At 64.1% G+C, this 13,889-nt stretch carries 13 protein-coding genes and 5 tRNA genes; 14 read left to right on the top strand and 4 right to left on the bottom strand.

Going from position 1 to position 13,889, the window contains the following annotated elements; translation table 11 throughout:
• Nucleotides 1–92: 92 nt before the first annotated feature.
• Nucleotides 93–680 (bottom strand): FMN-dependent NADH-azoreductase, encoded by a 588-nt coding sequence (locus CK627_RS14385; protein ID WP_005301286.1) that lies wholly within the window; start codon nucleotides 678–680, stop codon nucleotides 93–95.
• Between the two features lie 225 nt (nucleotides 681–905).
• Here CK627_RS14385 and CK627_RS14380 point away from each other — a divergent pair, with 225 nt between their 5' ends.
• The 4 genes from CK627_RS14380 (at nucleotide 906) to CK627_RS14365 (ending at nucleotide 4,445) form a co-directional block, all read left to right on the top strand.
• Nucleotides 906–1,796, top strand: coding sequence for a DMT family transporter (locus CK627_RS14380; protein ID WP_042006472.1), 891 nt, complete (start codon nucleotides 906–908; stop codon nucleotides 1,794–1,796).
• Between the two features lie 85 nt (nucleotides 1,797–1,881).
• Complete coding sequence (purT, locus tag CK627_RS14375; protein WP_095592697.1) at nucleotides 1,882–3,060, top strand: formate-dependent phosphoribosylglycinamide formyltransferase; 1,179 nt, start codon at nucleotides 1,882–1,884, stop codon at nucleotides 3,058–3,060.
• A gap of 127 nt (nucleotides 3,061–3,187) precedes the next feature.
• Nucleotides 3,188–3,847 (top strand): hexitol phosphatase HxpB, encoded by a 660-nt coding sequence (gene hxpB / locus CK627_RS14370; protein ID WP_095592696.1) that lies wholly within the window; start codon nucleotides 3,188–3,190, stop codon nucleotides 3,845–3,847.
• A 394-nt stretch (nucleotides 3,848–4,241) separates the two neighbouring features.
• Nucleotides 4,242–4,445 (top strand): CPXCG motif-containing cysteine-rich protein, encoded by a 204-nt coding sequence (locus tag CK627_RS14365; RefSeq protein WP_005301298.1) that lies wholly within the window; start codon nucleotides 4,242–4,244, stop codon nucleotides 4,443–4,445.
• 85 nt (nucleotides 4,446–4,530) lie between these two features.
• Here the strand turns inward: CK627_RS14365 and ribE2 are convergent, their stop codons facing one another.
• The gene (ribE2, locus tag CK627_RS14360; RefSeq protein WP_095592695.1) at nucleotides 4,531–5,142 is read right to left on the bottom strand and encodes a riboflavin synthase E2; all 612 of its coding nucleotides are present in this window, start codon (nucleotides 5,140–5,142) and stop codon (nucleotides 4,531–4,533) included.
• A 130-nt stretch (nucleotides 5,143–5,272) separates the two neighbouring features.
• Here ribE2 and CK627_RS14355 point away from each other — a divergent pair, with 130 nt between their 5' ends.
• From CK627_RS14355 to CK627_RS14320, 7 genes are all read left to right on the top strand, one after another.
• Nucleotides 5,273–5,479: a YaeP family protein gene (locus tag CK627_RS14355; RefSeq protein WP_005301307.1), complete on the top strand. Its 207-nt coding sequence runs from the start codon at nucleotides 5,273–5,275 to the stop codon at nucleotides 5,477–5,479.
• Nucleotides 5,480–5,624: 145 nt separating this feature from the next.
• Entirely contained in the window at nucleotides 5,625–7,004 is a 1,380-nt protein-coding gene (locus tag CK627_RS14350) for an MATE family efflux transporter (RefSeq protein WP_095592694.1), read from the top strand.
• Between the two features lie 161 nt (nucleotides 7,005–7,165).
• A tRNA-Val gene (locus tag CK627_RS14345) sits at nucleotides 7,166–7,242 on the top strand.
• Nucleotides 7,243–7,254: 12 nt separating this feature from the next.
• A tRNA-Val gene (locus tag CK627_RS14340) sits at nucleotides 7,255–7,331 on the top strand.
• A 16-nt stretch (nucleotides 7,332–7,347) separates the two neighbouring features.
• Nucleotides 7,348–7,424, top strand: a tRNA-Val gene (locus CK627_RS14335).
• 16 nt (nucleotides 7,425–7,440) lie between these two features.
• Nucleotides 7,441–7,517: transfer RNA gene (locus tag CK627_RS14330), tRNA-Val, on the top strand.
• Between the two features lie 132 nt (nucleotides 7,518–7,649).
• Nucleotides 7,650–7,726: transfer RNA gene (locus CK627_RS14320), tRNA-Val, on the top strand.
• A 135-nt stretch (nucleotides 7,727–7,861) separates the two neighbouring features.
• On the opposite strand, the gene CK627_RS14315 is transcribed toward CK627_RS14320, so the two are convergent.
• The gene (locus tag CK627_RS14315; RefSeq protein ID WP_167385358.1) at nucleotides 7,862–10,300 is read right to left on the bottom strand and encodes a DNA polymerase II; all 2,439 of its coding nucleotides are present in this window, start codon (nucleotides 10,298–10,300) and stop codon (nucleotides 7,862–7,864) included.
• A 195-nt stretch (nucleotides 10,301–10,495) separates the two neighbouring features.
• Here CK627_RS14315 and CK627_RS14310 point away from each other — a divergent pair, with 195 nt between their 5' ends.
• The 3 genes from CK627_RS14310 (at nucleotide 10,496) to CK627_RS14300 (ending at nucleotide 12,971) form a co-directional block, all read left to right on the top strand.
• A complete protein-coding gene (locus tag CK627_RS14310) occupies nucleotides 10,496–10,990 on the top strand; it encodes a prolyl-tRNA synthetase associated domain-containing protein (RefSeq protein WP_174704197.1) in 495 nt (164 codons plus the stop codon).
• A 203-nt stretch (nucleotides 10,991–11,193) separates the two neighbouring features.
• Nucleotides 11,194–12,432, top strand: a complete 1,239-nt coding sequence (locus CK627_RS14305) for a GGDEF domain-containing protein (protein WP_167385357.1) — start codon at nucleotides 11,194–11,196, stop codon at nucleotides 12,430–12,432.
• Entirely contained in the window at nucleotides 12,429–12,971 is a 543-nt protein-coding gene (locus tag CK627_RS14300; protein WP_095592691.1) for a GNAT family N-acetyltransferase, read from the top strand. The genes CK627_RS14305 and CK627_RS14300 overlap by 4 nt, the downstream gene beginning before the upstream one ends.
• 51 nt (nucleotides 12,972–13,022) lie before the next feature.
• On the opposite strand, the gene CK627_RS14295 is transcribed toward CK627_RS14300, so the two are convergent.
• Nucleotides 13,023–13,883 carry a PA4780 family RIO1-like protein kinase gene (locus CK627_RS14295; protein ID WP_017782756.1) on the bottom strand — a complete coding sequence of 287 codons (861 nt, stop codon included), beginning with the start codon at nucleotides 13,881–13,883 and terminating at the stop codon, nucleotides 13,023–13,025.
• Nucleotides 13,884–13,889 lie beyond the last annotated feature (6 nt).

Here is a 13,889-nt window from a genome sequence, read left to right as displayed (position 1 = left end):
ACGGGCCGCTTCATCAGATCAGGCACCAAAAAAACAACGCAGCCCGAGGGCTGCGTTGTTGCTTTCTGGCGTATGGCTGGTTGCTCTCTTGATCAGAGGGCCAGGGTCTCCAGCTGGCCCTTGGCCTGCTCGATGCCCTTGGCCTGGGCATCCGGACCCATGCCCATGCCTTCGGCATAGATGAAGTCCACCTCCTTGATGCCGATGAAGCCCAGCACGGTGCGCATGTAGGGGGTCACCAGATCGGTGGCGCTGCCGACGTGCATACCGCCGCGGGGGCTGATCACCAGGGCGCGGGTGTTTTCCACCAGGCCGACCGGACCGGTTTCGGTGTAACGGAAGGTCACGCCGGCACGGGCCACCAGATCGATCCAGTTTTTCAGCTGGGTCGGGATGTTGAAGTTGTACATGGGGGCGGCAATCACCACCAGATCGCTCGCCTTGAGCTCGGCGATCAGCTCGTCGGACTGGGCCAGCACGGCCAGTTGACGCTCGTTGAGGTTTTCACCACCGCGCAGGCCAGACGCCAGCTCGCCATCCAGTACCGGCAGGTTCAGGGCCGCCAGATCACGCACGGTGACGGTGTCGGACTGATGGTCGGCCAGGAAACCGTCGATCAGGGCGTTGGATTGGGAATATTGGCCCAGGATGCTGGACTTGAGTACGAGGATATTGGCCATGGTGAAACTCCATTAGGTTGTCGGTTGAACAGCGGTGCTGTCGATGGAGGTCACTCTAAACATTGGGCTTCTATACAGATAGCGAAAATAGATGCTCAACTTATTCAAAAAATTTGATGGTAGTGCATTCTCTCGCCAGCCGCCTCTCTCCCGTCCCGCCAAGGCTTGGCAGAACAAACGATTGCCGTTATGATCCGCCGCACTTTTTTCAGCGACCCGGATCCCATGACACCCTCGCGCAGGCACTCCCCCTTTGCCGGTGCAGTCTGGATGATGGTAGCGGGCCTCTGCTTCGCCGCCGTCAACAGCCTGAGCCAGTATGTCAGCTTCAAGCTCGGCCTCCCCTCGACCCAGGTCGCCTTCCATCAATATCTGATTGCCCTGGTCTGTCTGCTGCCCTGGCTCATTCGCCACGGCCTGCGCCAGTCGCTGATGACCAACCAGCTGCGGCTGCACCTGCTGCGGGTTGCCCTGGCGGTGGTCGGCATCCAGTTCTGGCTGTGGGCGCTGGCGGTCCCCGTTCCCATCTGGCAGGGGATAGCGCTGCTGATGACCTCGCCGCTGTTCGCCACTCTGGGGTCAGCCCTCTTTCTCAAGGAGCAGGTGAGCCGGGCCCGCATTCTGGCAACCCTGGCCGGCTTTGTCGGCGCCATGCTGATCCTGGCCCCCTGGACCGACGATTTCAGCTGGGCTTCCCTGCTGCCGGTGGCGGCGGCCCTGTTCTGGGCCGGCTACTCCTTGCTGGTGCGTTATCAGGCGGCCAGCGAGTCGTCCCACACCATCGTCGTCTACCTGCTCATCTTCAGCACCCCGTTCAACGCCATGCTGGCGCTGCCGGAGTGGCAATGGCCGAGCGAAACCCAGTGGCTGCTGGTGGCCGCCTCCGGCGTGCTGTCGGCACTGGCCCAGATGTCCATCGCCCGCGCCTACAGCGTGGCCGAGGCCTCGTTCGTGCAACCCTTTGATTTTGCCAAGCTGCCCATGAACGTGCTGGCCGGCTGGCTGGTGTTTGGCTGGGCGCCGCCCGGCCGATTGTGGCTGGGAGCCGCCATCATCATCGGCGCCATCACCCTGCTCACCCATCTGGAGCAGCGCGCCCACAAATCTGTTTCCTGAGGTACGCCATGCGTGCCTCTTTTTTTGCCCGCTATTCGTGCAATAGCATTCATCAACCGTCACCCACGACATCAGGAGAGATCACATGTTTGGAACCGCTACCCGCCCCGGCGCCACCCGCGCCCTGCTGCTGGGCTCCGGCGAACTTGGCAAGGAGGTCGCCATCGAGCTGCAACGCTTCGGCATCGAGGTGATCGCCGCCGACCGCTATGCCGATGCCCCCGCCATGCAGGTGGCGCACAGAGCTCATGTGCTGGACATGCTGGACGGCGCCGCCCTGCGCGCCCTGGTCAACAAGGTCAAACCGGATCTGATCATCCCCGAGCTGGAAGCCATCGCCACCGATACCCTGGCCGCCCTGGAGCAGGAAGGGGTCAAGGTGGTGCCGAACGCCCGCGCCACCCAGCTCACCATGAACCGGGAGGGGATCCGCCGCCTCGCCGCCGAAACGCTGGGCTTGCCCACCTCCCCCTACCGCTTTGCCCAGAGCAAGGAGGAGTTTGTCGCCGCCGTCGAGACCATCGGCCTGCCCTGCGTGGTGAAGCCGGTGATGAGCTCGTCCGGCAAGGGGCAGAGCGTGCTGCGCGATCTCGCCAAACTCGACGAGAGCTGGACCTATGCCCAGGAGGGCGGTCGCGCCGGTCGCGGCAAGGTGATCGTCGAGGGCTTCGTCCCCTTCGAGTACGAGATCACCCTGCTCACGGTACGCGCGGTGGACGGCATCCACTTCTGCGAGCCCATCGGCCATCGCCAGGAAGATGGCGACTACCGCGAATCCTGGCAGCCGCAAGCCATGAGTGAGCTGGCACTGGCCCGCTCCAAGGAGGTAGCGGCCAAGGTGGTCGAGGCGCTGGGCGGCTACGGCCTGTTCGGGGTCGAGCTCTTCATCAAGGGTGACGAAGTGTGGTTCAGCGAAGTTTCACCGCGCCCCCACGACACCGGCATGGTGACCCTCATCTCCCAGGATCTCTCCGAGTTCGCCCTGCACGTGCGCGCCATTCTGGGGCTGCCCATCGGGGCCATCACCCAGTACGGGCCGAGCGCCTCCGCCGTGGTGCTGCGCGAAGGTCACAGCCAGGACATCCGCTATCAGGGGATTGGCGAGGCGCTGGCTCTGGTGCCAGGTGCCCAGCTGCGGCTGTTTGGCAAGCCGGAGATCGCCGGTCGCCGCCGGCTCGGCGTGGCACTGACGCGAGCCAAGCAGTGCGACGAGGCGGTAGAAAAAGCCAAAGCGGTTGCGGCCGGCGTCAAGGTGCTGTTCTAAGCCCACTTTTTGGCACACGAAATCAAACGTTTGCCAGCATGATCCAGCGCAAGGGGCATGGCAATGCCCCTTTTGCATTGAGGCACCTTGTTTATAATCCCCCCTTCACCTATGTCAGGAGTACAAGATGTTAACTGCCGTGATCTTCGATATGGATGGTGTTCTGATCGACTCGGAACCCTTTTGGCAACGAGCCCAGATGGCTGTCTTCTCCGAACTGGGCCATCCCCACACGGTGGAAGATTGCGAATCGACCATAGGCGTGCGCATCGATCAGCTGGTCGCCCACTGGTATCGGTTGCGCCCCTGGAGCGGCACCAGCCAGGAAGAGGTGGTGCAGCGCATCCTGGATCGGGTCAACGCCCTGATCCTCTCCGAAGGTCAGGCCAAGGCTGGCGTGCTGGAGGCACTCGACCTTATCGAGGCGCAAGGCCTTAAAATCGGTCTGGCCACCTCCTCCCCCTTTGCCATGGTGGAGGCCGTGCTCGGCAAGCTCGGCATTCGCGATCGCTTCCTGGCGGTGCACTCCGCCGAGGTGGAGCGCTTTGGCAAGCCGCACCCGGATGTCTATATCCACGCCGCCGAGAAGCTGGGAGTCGAGCCGGTGCATTGCCTCGCCATCGAGGACAGCTTTACCGGTCTGCTGGCGGCCAAGGCGGCCTCCATGACCGCGCTGATAGTGCCGGATCCAGCGCTGGTGGGTGACCCGCGTCTGGCCATTGCCAACCATCAGCTGCGCTCGCTCACCGAGCTGGATGCCCAGATGCTGACCAGCTGGGTCAAGTAAACGACCAGCAGGCGCAGATCGTTCCCATGTACCCGGCATTGGTGGGTGACCCACGCTTGGCCATCGCCGACCATCGGCTGCGCTCGCTCACCGAGCTGGATGCCCAGATGCTGACCAGCTGGGTCAAGTAAACGACCAGCAGGCGCAGATCGTTCCCATGTACCCGGCATTGGTGGGTGACCCACGCTTGGCCATCGCCGACCATCGGCTGCGCTCGCTGGCCGAGCTTAATTGCGAGATGCTGGCCAGCTGGGTCAAATAAACCACGCTCTGGCGGACTGACCTCCTGCCTCCCTTGATCCCGGTCATAATCGTGCGCTTGCTCGCGGTCAGGCAGGTGCGATCCAGCTAGAATCTGGGGAGAGAGGCGGCCCACGGGCCCGAGGAGGTCATCATGATCGAGTACACCAGCAAGCGCATCGTCTGCCCCCATTGTGGCCATCATACCCGGGTCGAGCTGGATGCCAGCCAGGGGGATCAGGAGTTCTATGAGGATTGCATGGCCTGCTGCAACCCCATCCACCTGCGACTGCACCGGGATGAGGCGCGCGACTGCCTGCAACTCTTCGTGGATGCTGACGACGAGCAAATGTTCTGAGTCGCCCTGACAGGGGATAGCGCAAAACAAAGCGGGGCCCACTGGGCCCCGCTTTCCTTTTCGCCTAAGCGGCCGCCTCTGCGCCTTATTGGCGGGCCGCCAGCACCCGCTCCACCGTGTCGACGATGGCCTGGGTCTGGGGGTCAATCTCGATGTTGGTCTGCCAGCCGGCCTTGACCCAGCCGAGGTTGGTGCGGGCCAGGGTTTCGGGGATCAGGTTGACGCAAAATTCGCAGCCGCGCACCTCGCCCACGGTGAGGCTGATGCCATCGATGCCGATGTAACCCTTGGTCAGCACGTATTTCATCAGCGTTGGGGCCAGGCGATACCACACCTGCCGGTTGTTGGGGGTGTCGATGACCGAGATAACCTGCGCGGTGCCCATGATGTGGCCGGACATGGCGTGGCCGCCAATCTCGTCGCCAAAGCGGGCGGCCCGCTCCACGTTGACCTTGTCCCCCAGCTGCAGCTGGCCGAGGTTGGTGAGGCGCAGGGTCTCCTGCATCAAATCGAAGCTGACCAGATCTCCTTCGACCCGGGTGACGGTCAGGCAGCAGCCGTTGTGGGCCACGGAGCCGCCCAGCGCCAGCCCCTCGCCCCAGGCCGGGCTCGGCATGCGGATCACGTGGGTACGAAAGTTGGGCAGCTCTTCGATGGCCACCAGTTCGGCGGTCCCCTGCACTATGCCGGTGAACATGTCTCGTCTCCTGCTACGAAAAAAGGCAGGGTAACCTCGCCGCGTACCCCAGACAAGCGCAACCGCTGACAAGCAGGCGGCCGATCGCTATAGTGACGGCATTCAACCAAGTGCTGACAAGGAAACAAAAATGCAGGTATATCAATGCTGTGAGGCCATTCGCATCGCCTACAACCAGATTGGCTCCGGCGAGCAGGGCTATGTGCCGCAGGCCATCGCCGCCACCATCAGGGCGCTCAACGCCGTGGCATCGGACGAGCGGGTGCCGGCGGATCTGCGCGAGCAGGCTGCCTACGCCGCCGCCAACCTGCTGATCAGCGATCACGAAGACGCCTGATCCCGGGCTTGCACCAATCGTTTCGTCCCGGATGAATTTCAGGCTAGAATGACCCCCCCGCACTTTGCACTCCCGCTTCCGGAGTGCAAAGGCTCTTCCCGATACCCGCTCTTTTACGCTTTATCTGATCCACTCGGAGGTGTCAGTGCAACGTTATTGGTCCGAGGCGAGGCAACTCGTTCGTCTAGCCAGCCCCATTCTGGTCGCCCAGGTGGCCCAGATCGCCATGAACTTTGTCGATACCGTGATGGCGGGACAGGTCAGCGCCGTCGATCTGGCCGCCGTGTCGGTGGCCTCCAGCTTCTGGTTGCCGGTGATCCTGCTGGTGCAGGGCATCATCATGGCACTCACCCCCATCGTCTCCCAGCTCAATGGCGCCCGCAAACGGGACGAGGTGCGCCCGGCGGTGCACCAGGGCTTCTGGCTGGCGCTGATAGTCACCCCCATCGCCATGGTGGCGCTCTATTTCAGCCCGCTGGCGCTGCAGTTCATGGAGGTGGATCCCGTGATGGCCGCCAAGACCACCGGCTACCTGCACGCCATCCTGTGGGGGCTGCCCGCCTTCGTGCTGTTCCAGGTGCTGCGCAACTTCAGTGAGGGGCTCTCCCACACCATGCCGACCATGGTGATCGGCTTCGTGGGGCTGGCGGTCAACATCCCGGCCAACACCATCTTCATCCACGGCCTGTTCGGCATGCCGAAACTGGGCGGGGTCGGCTGCGGCGTGGCCACCGCCATCGTGCTGTGGGCCATGCTGCTGGCGATGATCGTCTATGTGAAGCTCTCCCGCCACTTCAAGGAGATTAACCTGTTCGCCCAGCTCGCGCGCCCCAATGGCAGCCGGATCTGGCGCCTGTTCCGGTTGGGTTTCCCCATCGCCATGGCCATCTTCTGCGAGGTGACCCTGTTTACCGTGGTGGCCCTGATGCTGGCCCCGTTCGGCGCGGAGACGGTGGCGAGCCACCAGATAGCGCTCAACTTCTCCAGCCTGGTGTTCATGCTGCCGCTCTCCATCGGGGTGGGCGTCACCATCCGGGTCGGTCACAGCATCGGCGAAGGGCTGCCTGATCACGCCCGGGTCGCCGCCCGCACCGGCCTGATGCTGGGTATGACGGTGGCCGCCGCCACCGCAGCCCTCACCGTGCTGCTGCGCGAGCAGATCGCCACCATCTACACCGAAGATCTGCAGGTGATCACCCTCGCGGCCACCCTGCTCTTCTTCGCCGCCATCTACCAGATCTCCGACTCGGTACAGGTGGTGGCGGCCGCGGCCCTGCGCGGTTACAAGGACACCAAGGCGATCTTCTACGTCACCATCGTCGCCTACTGGGGACTGGGGCTGCCCACCGGCATGATCCTGGGCCTGACCGACTGGGTGGTGCCGCAGATGGGACCCCAGGGGTTCTGGATCGGCTTCATCGTCGGCCTCACCTCCGCCGCCCTGATGCTGGGTACCCGGCTGCGCTACATCTATGGCCGCTTTGCCAGCCCGGAGGCGTGCAGCGCCCTCTCCAAGGCGCAATAAGGGGAAACTCGCCTGCAAAATCAACAGGCTGCGCAAGAACTGGGCAAACAGTCTCCTTTGTGCGTGCGGCCTGTTGACAGCCTTGGGGGGCATGGGTAGTATGCCGACCACGCCAGCAGTGCTGGCGGGATAAAACGGGTTTTCAATCCGGTTTATGAAGTGGGTTTATAGCTCAGTTGGTTAGAGCACTACCTTGACATGGTAGGGGTCGTTGGTTCGAATCCAATTAAACCCACCACTTTTCCGCGATGCGTCCTTAGCTCAGCTGGTTAGAGCACCACCTTGACATGGTGGGGGTCGGTGGTTCGAATCCACTAGGACGCACCATCCGGAACACTGTTATGCGTCCTTAGCTCAGCTGGTTAGAGCACCACCTTGACATGGTGGGGGTCGGTGGTTCGAATCCACTAGGACGCACCATCCGGAACACTGTTATGCGTCCTTAGCTCAGCTGGTTAGAGCATCACCTTGACATGGTGGGGGTCGGTGGTTCGAATCCACTAGGACGCACCATAACAGTTTGAATGATGATGGTTTATAGCTCAGTTGGTTAGAGCACTACCTTGACATGGTAGGGGTCGTTGGTTCGAATCCAATTAAACCCACCACTCCCCTGCAATCACACAAAGTCGCCTTGCGCACCCTGCGTCCTTAGCTCAGCTGGTTAGAGCATCACCTTGACATGGTGGGGGTCGGTGGTTCGAATCCACTAGGACGCACCAGATTTGAAAAGCCCGCTCCTCGAGCGGGCTTTTTGCATTTATCTTCTCTGACGATCCATGCTTTCCCCTCTCATCAGCCCCTCTTGACCCGCTGCGGCCATTGTCGTGCCATGGCCGCAGCGTTTCCTTGCCCAGTCAGAAGAGATCGAGCTGCTGGCCGCAGATCCGCTCGAACGACTCGCCGATAAAGGGGAGGATGGCATCGGCGATGGGTTTGAGCTGCTTGTCGATGTAGTGCTCGTAGTCGATGGCGCTGCGCCGGTATTCGAGCGGCTCGGGGCCATTCAGGGTCACCAGGTAGGCGATGGAGCCCCTGTGCTGGTAGCGCTGGGGCAGACCGCGGCGCAGGTTCTCCTCGTCCGCCAGGCGCGCCGCCCGCACGTGGGGCGGCACGTTCTTCTGGTACTCCTCGAGTTTTTGGCGCAGCCGCTTGCGATAAATCAGCAGCTCGTCGTGAAGGCCGGCGCGGGTCTCGTCCACCATGGTGCGCACATAGCCGCTGGGATCCTGGTCGTGAAACACCATCTCGTAGAGGCGGGTCTGGAACGCCTTGGCAAGGGGCGTCCAGTCGGTGCGCACAGACTCGAGCCCCTTGAACACCAGCTGCTCCTCTTCACCTGCCTGATGGCCTGCCACCAAGCCCGCATAACGCTTCTTGCTCCCCTTCTCCAGCCCGCGAATGGTGGGCATCAGGAAGCGGCGATAGTGGGTCTCGTACTGGATCTCCAGATAGCTCGGCAAATCGAACTCCCGCTTGATCAGCGCAGTCCAGTTGTCGTTGATCATGCGGGCCAATCGCCGGCCAATCTCGTCCGCCTGGGAGGGGCTGGTCTCGCGCCCCAGGTGGACGAAGGTGGAGTCGGTGTCGCCATAGATCACCTCGAAACCCTCCCCTTCGATCCACTCCCGGGTCTGCTGCATGATGCCGTGACCGCGCAAGGTGATGGAGGAGGCAAGCCGCGGGTCGTAGAAGCGGCAGCCCCCCGAGCCCAGCACCCCGTAGAAGGAGTTCATGATGATCTTGATGGCCTGGGAGAGCGCCTTGTTGCGAGCCGCCTTGGCTCTATCCCGCGCCGCCCACAGGGTGGCGATGAGATCCGGCAGGAAGTGGCGCTCGCGGGAGAACAGGGCGCCGCGAAAACCCGGGATGGCGTGGTCGGGATGCTGCAGCCCCTCGATGAGCCCCATGGGATCGATGCAGAAGGTGCGGATAATGCTGGGATAGAGGCTCTTGAAATCGAGCACCAGTACGTGGCGATAGAGCCCAGGTTTGGAGTCCATCACATAGCCGCCGGGGCTCGCGAGCCCCCCATCGGCGGGCAGGTTGGGGGCCACATAGCCGCCGCGGTGCAGCCGTGGCAGATAGAGATTGGTGAAGGCCGCCACAGAGCCCCCTACCCGGTCCAGCTCCAGGCCAGTGAGAGAGGCGCGCTCGATGGCAAAGGGGATGAGGTGGCAGTAGTCGAAGATCTCCCACACCAGCTTGCAATCTTCCAGGTTGTAGCGGGCCAGCGCCTCCTTGTCGGAGTGGAACAGCTCGGTGATCTTCTCCCCCCGGTTGGCCACGTCCTCGATGTCCTTGCCGCGGCCGAGTAGCTCGCTCGCCACCGCATCCAGGCTGTAGCTGGGGAACTGCCAGGTGGCGCTCTTCAAGGTGTCGATGCCGTCCAGCACCATGCGCCCGGGGATGATGACGCTGCCGCTCTGGGGGTCGTTGCGCGATGAGCGCCAGAAGCAGAGCTCGTGGCCGCGGCCGAGTCGCAGCCGCCGCTTGTTGAGCTCGGCGCGGCGCAGCAGCAGGCGAAAGTCGAAGTTCACCACGTTCCAGCCGATCACCAGATCGGGGTCGTGCCGCACAAACCAGCGCTCCAGCGCACTCAGCAGGGCGCTCTCGTCCGCTACCCACTCGACCTGGGTACCCCAGCTGTCGGCATCGGCCTCCGGCACGCCGATCATGATGACTCGCGCATCCTGTTCGCTATAGAGACCCACCGAGAAGAGGGCCCCGTCCATGGCGCACTCCACGTCCAGCGACACCCAGGAGAGGGTCGGCGTCACCGCCTGGGGCGCGCAGCGCGCCTCGTTCACCTCCCAGTAGCCCTGCTTGCCCCCCTTCTTGCGCGCCCGCCCCTCGAAGCGCACGCCGGCGGTGATGAAGCGCTCCATCAGAAAGCGCTCCGGCAGCCGGATATCCGCCTCGAAGTGCTCCAGCCCGCGGATGAGCAGCAGCTCGATGGCTCGGTGAAAGGCGCTCAGGGTGGCAAAATAGCAGCCCACCACGGCGCGGCCGTCGAAGGTGTGCATCGGCAGGCGGCGAAACCGCCCGCTCACCCCGGCCCCCTTGAACAGCTCCGCCGCCTCCGTCATATGGCTCTGCGGCAGGAAGAAGACCGGCTCCTGCCCCGGCACCACCACCCGCACCGGCCCCTGTTCGCTCCAGAGCCACATCACGATCTCGGTGCGCTCCGGCTGCTCGCCGCGGCCGCGCACATCCCGCCCGTGACGGGTCAGGATAAAGCCGTCGCGCGGCGGGGTAACGGGAGGGATGGGGGGGTGGTCGGTCATGCCAGTCATCGGGATCAAAATAGGTGTGGGACCATTGTACGTTCATACAGTGCTTTACTGCAATTGGCACGCCAGGCTGCCATTGCCACGCAGGCTGCCAGGGGCGGCGCAAACTGGTATGCTCGGCCAGACGGACACGCGCAGCCGGTGGCAGTGGTGTTCGCCCATCGACTCACCCCGCTCGTCAGCCAACATCAGGAGGTCATGGTGGCGCTTTATTCTCTGCTGGATCAGCTGGCCATTCCCTATCAGCGCATCGATCACGCCCCCGTCTTCACCTGCGAGGAGGCCAGCCGGCTATTGCCCAACCTGCCCGCCGCCAAGACCAAGAACCTCTTCCTGCGCGACCCCAAGAGCGAACGGCTGTTTCTGGTGGTGACCCCTGAGCAGAGCCGGATCGATCTCAAGGCGCTGGCCGCCCGCCTCGGGGTCAAGCGGCTGAGCTTCGGCTCGCCCGAGCGACTGGAGGCGGTGCTTGGCCTCACCCCGGGCTCGGTCACCCTGCTCGCCATGGTACGCGACAGAGAAAGCGCGGTGGAGCTGGTGGTGGATGAGACTATCTGGCAGGCCGAGCGGGTGCAGTGCCACCCGCTGGTCAATACCGCCACCCTGCTTATTCGCCTCGACGACGTGCGCCGTCTGCTGGCCCACCTCGGCCGGGAAGCCACCGTCATGCGGCTGCCGGTGGTGGTCGACTGAGGTCGACGTGAGCGGGGGATGACCCTTCGTCACTCCCCGTCCCTGATTAATCGTGTCAGCCGCCGGCAACTGGTGGTGTTGGCACTATCCTGCCCAGACCATCCAAGCCATTGCTCAGCGGCACAATTCATGCTGTGATCCGCCCCAGTCACCCGGCCCTGAGACCACAGCGCCGTTACCGGCAGGAAGAGCCCATACCCTTGATGCAGAGTCTGTTTTCCTCGGCCCAGTTGCTGAGCCTGGTGCTGTTTGTCAGCCTGTCCCACGTCGGGGTCGCGGCCATTTTTGCCTACCTGTGGCATACCCAGCGACCGCTGCGCGCCCTGCTCTACTGGTCGGCCAGCGAGCTGGCCATCGCCGCCGCCTTTGGCTGCCTGCTGCTGCGCCCCCTCACGGGGGAGACGTCCCTTGCCAATATCCTGCTCACCAACCTGCTGATCATCGCCACCCCGCTGCTCTATGAGCGGGGCCTGCGCCACTTTTTCCGGCGCGAGGCCGACCGCTTCGGCTGGCTCTGCCCGCTCCTCGCCCTCGCCGGCTTTCTGCTGTTTGCCCTGGTGGCCTCGCAGCAACCGCTGGCCGATGTGCACAGCCGGATCATAACCCTCTCCGGCGTGCTCTCGCTGCAGATTGGCCTGCTGCTGTGGCAGCTCTGGCGCTACCAGCGGCTGGCCCCCGCCTACCGGGTGCTGCGCTTCGCCATCCTGCTGCTCGCCTTGCAACTGGCCCTGCAGCTGCTCAGGATGGCCAAGCATCAGTGGTGGCCGGAGTCGGCCGCCTCCAGCCTGACCGACCCCCTGCTCGGCCCGGTGATCTTGCTCAGCCTGCTCTTTACCATTGCCCGCAGCTTCATCCTGCTGAGCCTGGTGCACACCCGCCAGCAGCAGGCCATGCTCGCCACCCAGCGCGAGCTGGAGCGGCGCGCCAACCAGGATGCCCTGACCGGACTGGACAGCCGCCACCATTTCGAACAGCAGCTGGCGGCGCGGGCCTGCCGCAGCGCTCGCCCCTGGCAGCTGCTGCTGATCGATCTGGACAACTTCAAGCAGATCAACGACAACCACGGCCATCCCGCCGGCGATGCCATGCTGCGGGCGGTGGGCCGGGTGATCCGGGAGAGCCTGCCGCCGGCGGCACTGGCCGGGCGCCTCGGTGGCGACGAGCTGGCGCTGCTGGTGATGGAGACGCCGCAGACGCTGCCTGGCTACTGCCACGCCCTGCAGCAGGGGGTCACCGAGGCCACCCGCCCGCTGGCGGGCGGCCCCATCGGCCTCAGCATGGGGCTGACCTCGCTGCAGACGGGAGAGAGCTTCGAGCAGGCCTATCTGCGGGCGGATCAGGCGCTCTATGCCGCCAAGCAGAGCGGGCGCATGCGCGCCTGCATCCGCGAGGCCCACCACAGCGAGCCACGCCTGCTGCAAGCGGCAGAGCTGCACCCGTGACAGCCGTCATCGAGTGTCGGGCCGCGCAACCTGCCGATGCCCCCGCCTACCGCCGCTACGTGGCCGAGTGTGGCGCCGCCGGCCTGCCCCTCTATCAGGTGGCGCAATTCGACCCGGATCAGTGGCTGCAGGACCTGCTCGCCCACGCCGCTGGCGAGCGCCTGCCGCCGGACTACCCGCCCACCACCACCTACTTTGCCCTCGAGGGGGAAGAGATCCTCGCCACCTTGCGCCTGCGCCACGGCGACAACCCGGCGACCCGCCAGTGGCTCGGCCACATCGGATACGAGACCCGCCCCTCACGCCGCGGTGAAGGGGTGGCCCGCACCCTGCTCGGCTGGCTGCAACGCCATGTCCTGAGCGAACCCGTGATCATCAGCTGTGACGAGGCAAATCCCGCCTCCCTCAAGGTCATTGCCGCCGCCGGCGGGCAATGGCTGGATCGCCGCTACCATGCTGGCGATCGCTGCTGGGTGAACTTTTACCAGATCCAGCCCCACCCCGCCCGCCAGCAAGGCGCCGTTGACTCGCAGCCATAAAAAAAGCGCCCGCAGGCGCTCAGTTGTCTCTTGGTTGCAAGGGCCTGGGCGTCAGTAGCCCTCCTCCTGCTCCGCCTTCAACCGCGCCTGGCGGGCCAGGGCCTCCTCCTCGGCGCTCTCGATTTCGTGCAGTACGGCGTCAAGATCCACCCGCTCGTTGCTCTCTTCGAACAACCCGGTCAGTTCGCTGTCGGGGGTGAGCTTGCCATCTTCATAGAGGGCCCACATCTCCCTGGCGTAACGGGTCTTGAGCAGCTCGGGGGCATACATGCCGTAGTAGTTGCGCATGTTGTCGACGTCCCGCTCCAGCATGGCCTTCGCCTGGTTGTTGGCGGCGGCATCCACCACCTGGGGCAGATCGATGATGACGGGCCCCTCTTCATCCACCAGCACGTTGAACTCCGACAGGTCGCCGTGAATGAGGCCGGCGCAAAGCATGCGCACCACGTAGCGGATCACCCTGGCGTGGTCGGCCAGCGCCTGTTCGCGGCTGAGGGCCACGTCGTTGAGGCGGGGCGCCACGTTGCCATCGGCATCGGTCACCAGCTCCATCAAGAGCACGCCGTCGAGGCAGACATAGGGCCGCGGCACCCGCACGCCGGCGGCGGCCAGCTTGAACAGGGCATCCACCTCGGTGTTCTGCCACACCTCTTCGTGCTGCTTGCGGCCGTACTTGGAGCCCTTCTCCATGGCGCGGGCATCGCGGCTGCTACGCACCCGGCGCCCTTCCTGATAGACCACCGCCTGCTTGAAGCTGCGCTTGGCGGCCTCCTTGTACACCTTGGCGCAGCGGATCTCGTCGCCGCAGCGCACCACGTAAACATCGGCCTCTTTACCGCTCATCAGCCGGCTGATCACCTCGTCAACCAGGCCGTCGTCAACCAGAGGTTGGATTCGATTTGGAGTTTTCATGCCCGC

Origin of the sequence: Aeromonas dhakensis (assembly GCF_002285935.1) — a bacterium.
Taxonomy (GTDB): Bacteria; Pseudomonadota; Gammaproteobacteria; order Enterobacterales; family Aeromonadaceae; genus Aeromonas; species Aeromonas dhakensis.
This window is presented reverse-complemented; position numbering and strand designations above follow the sequence as displayed.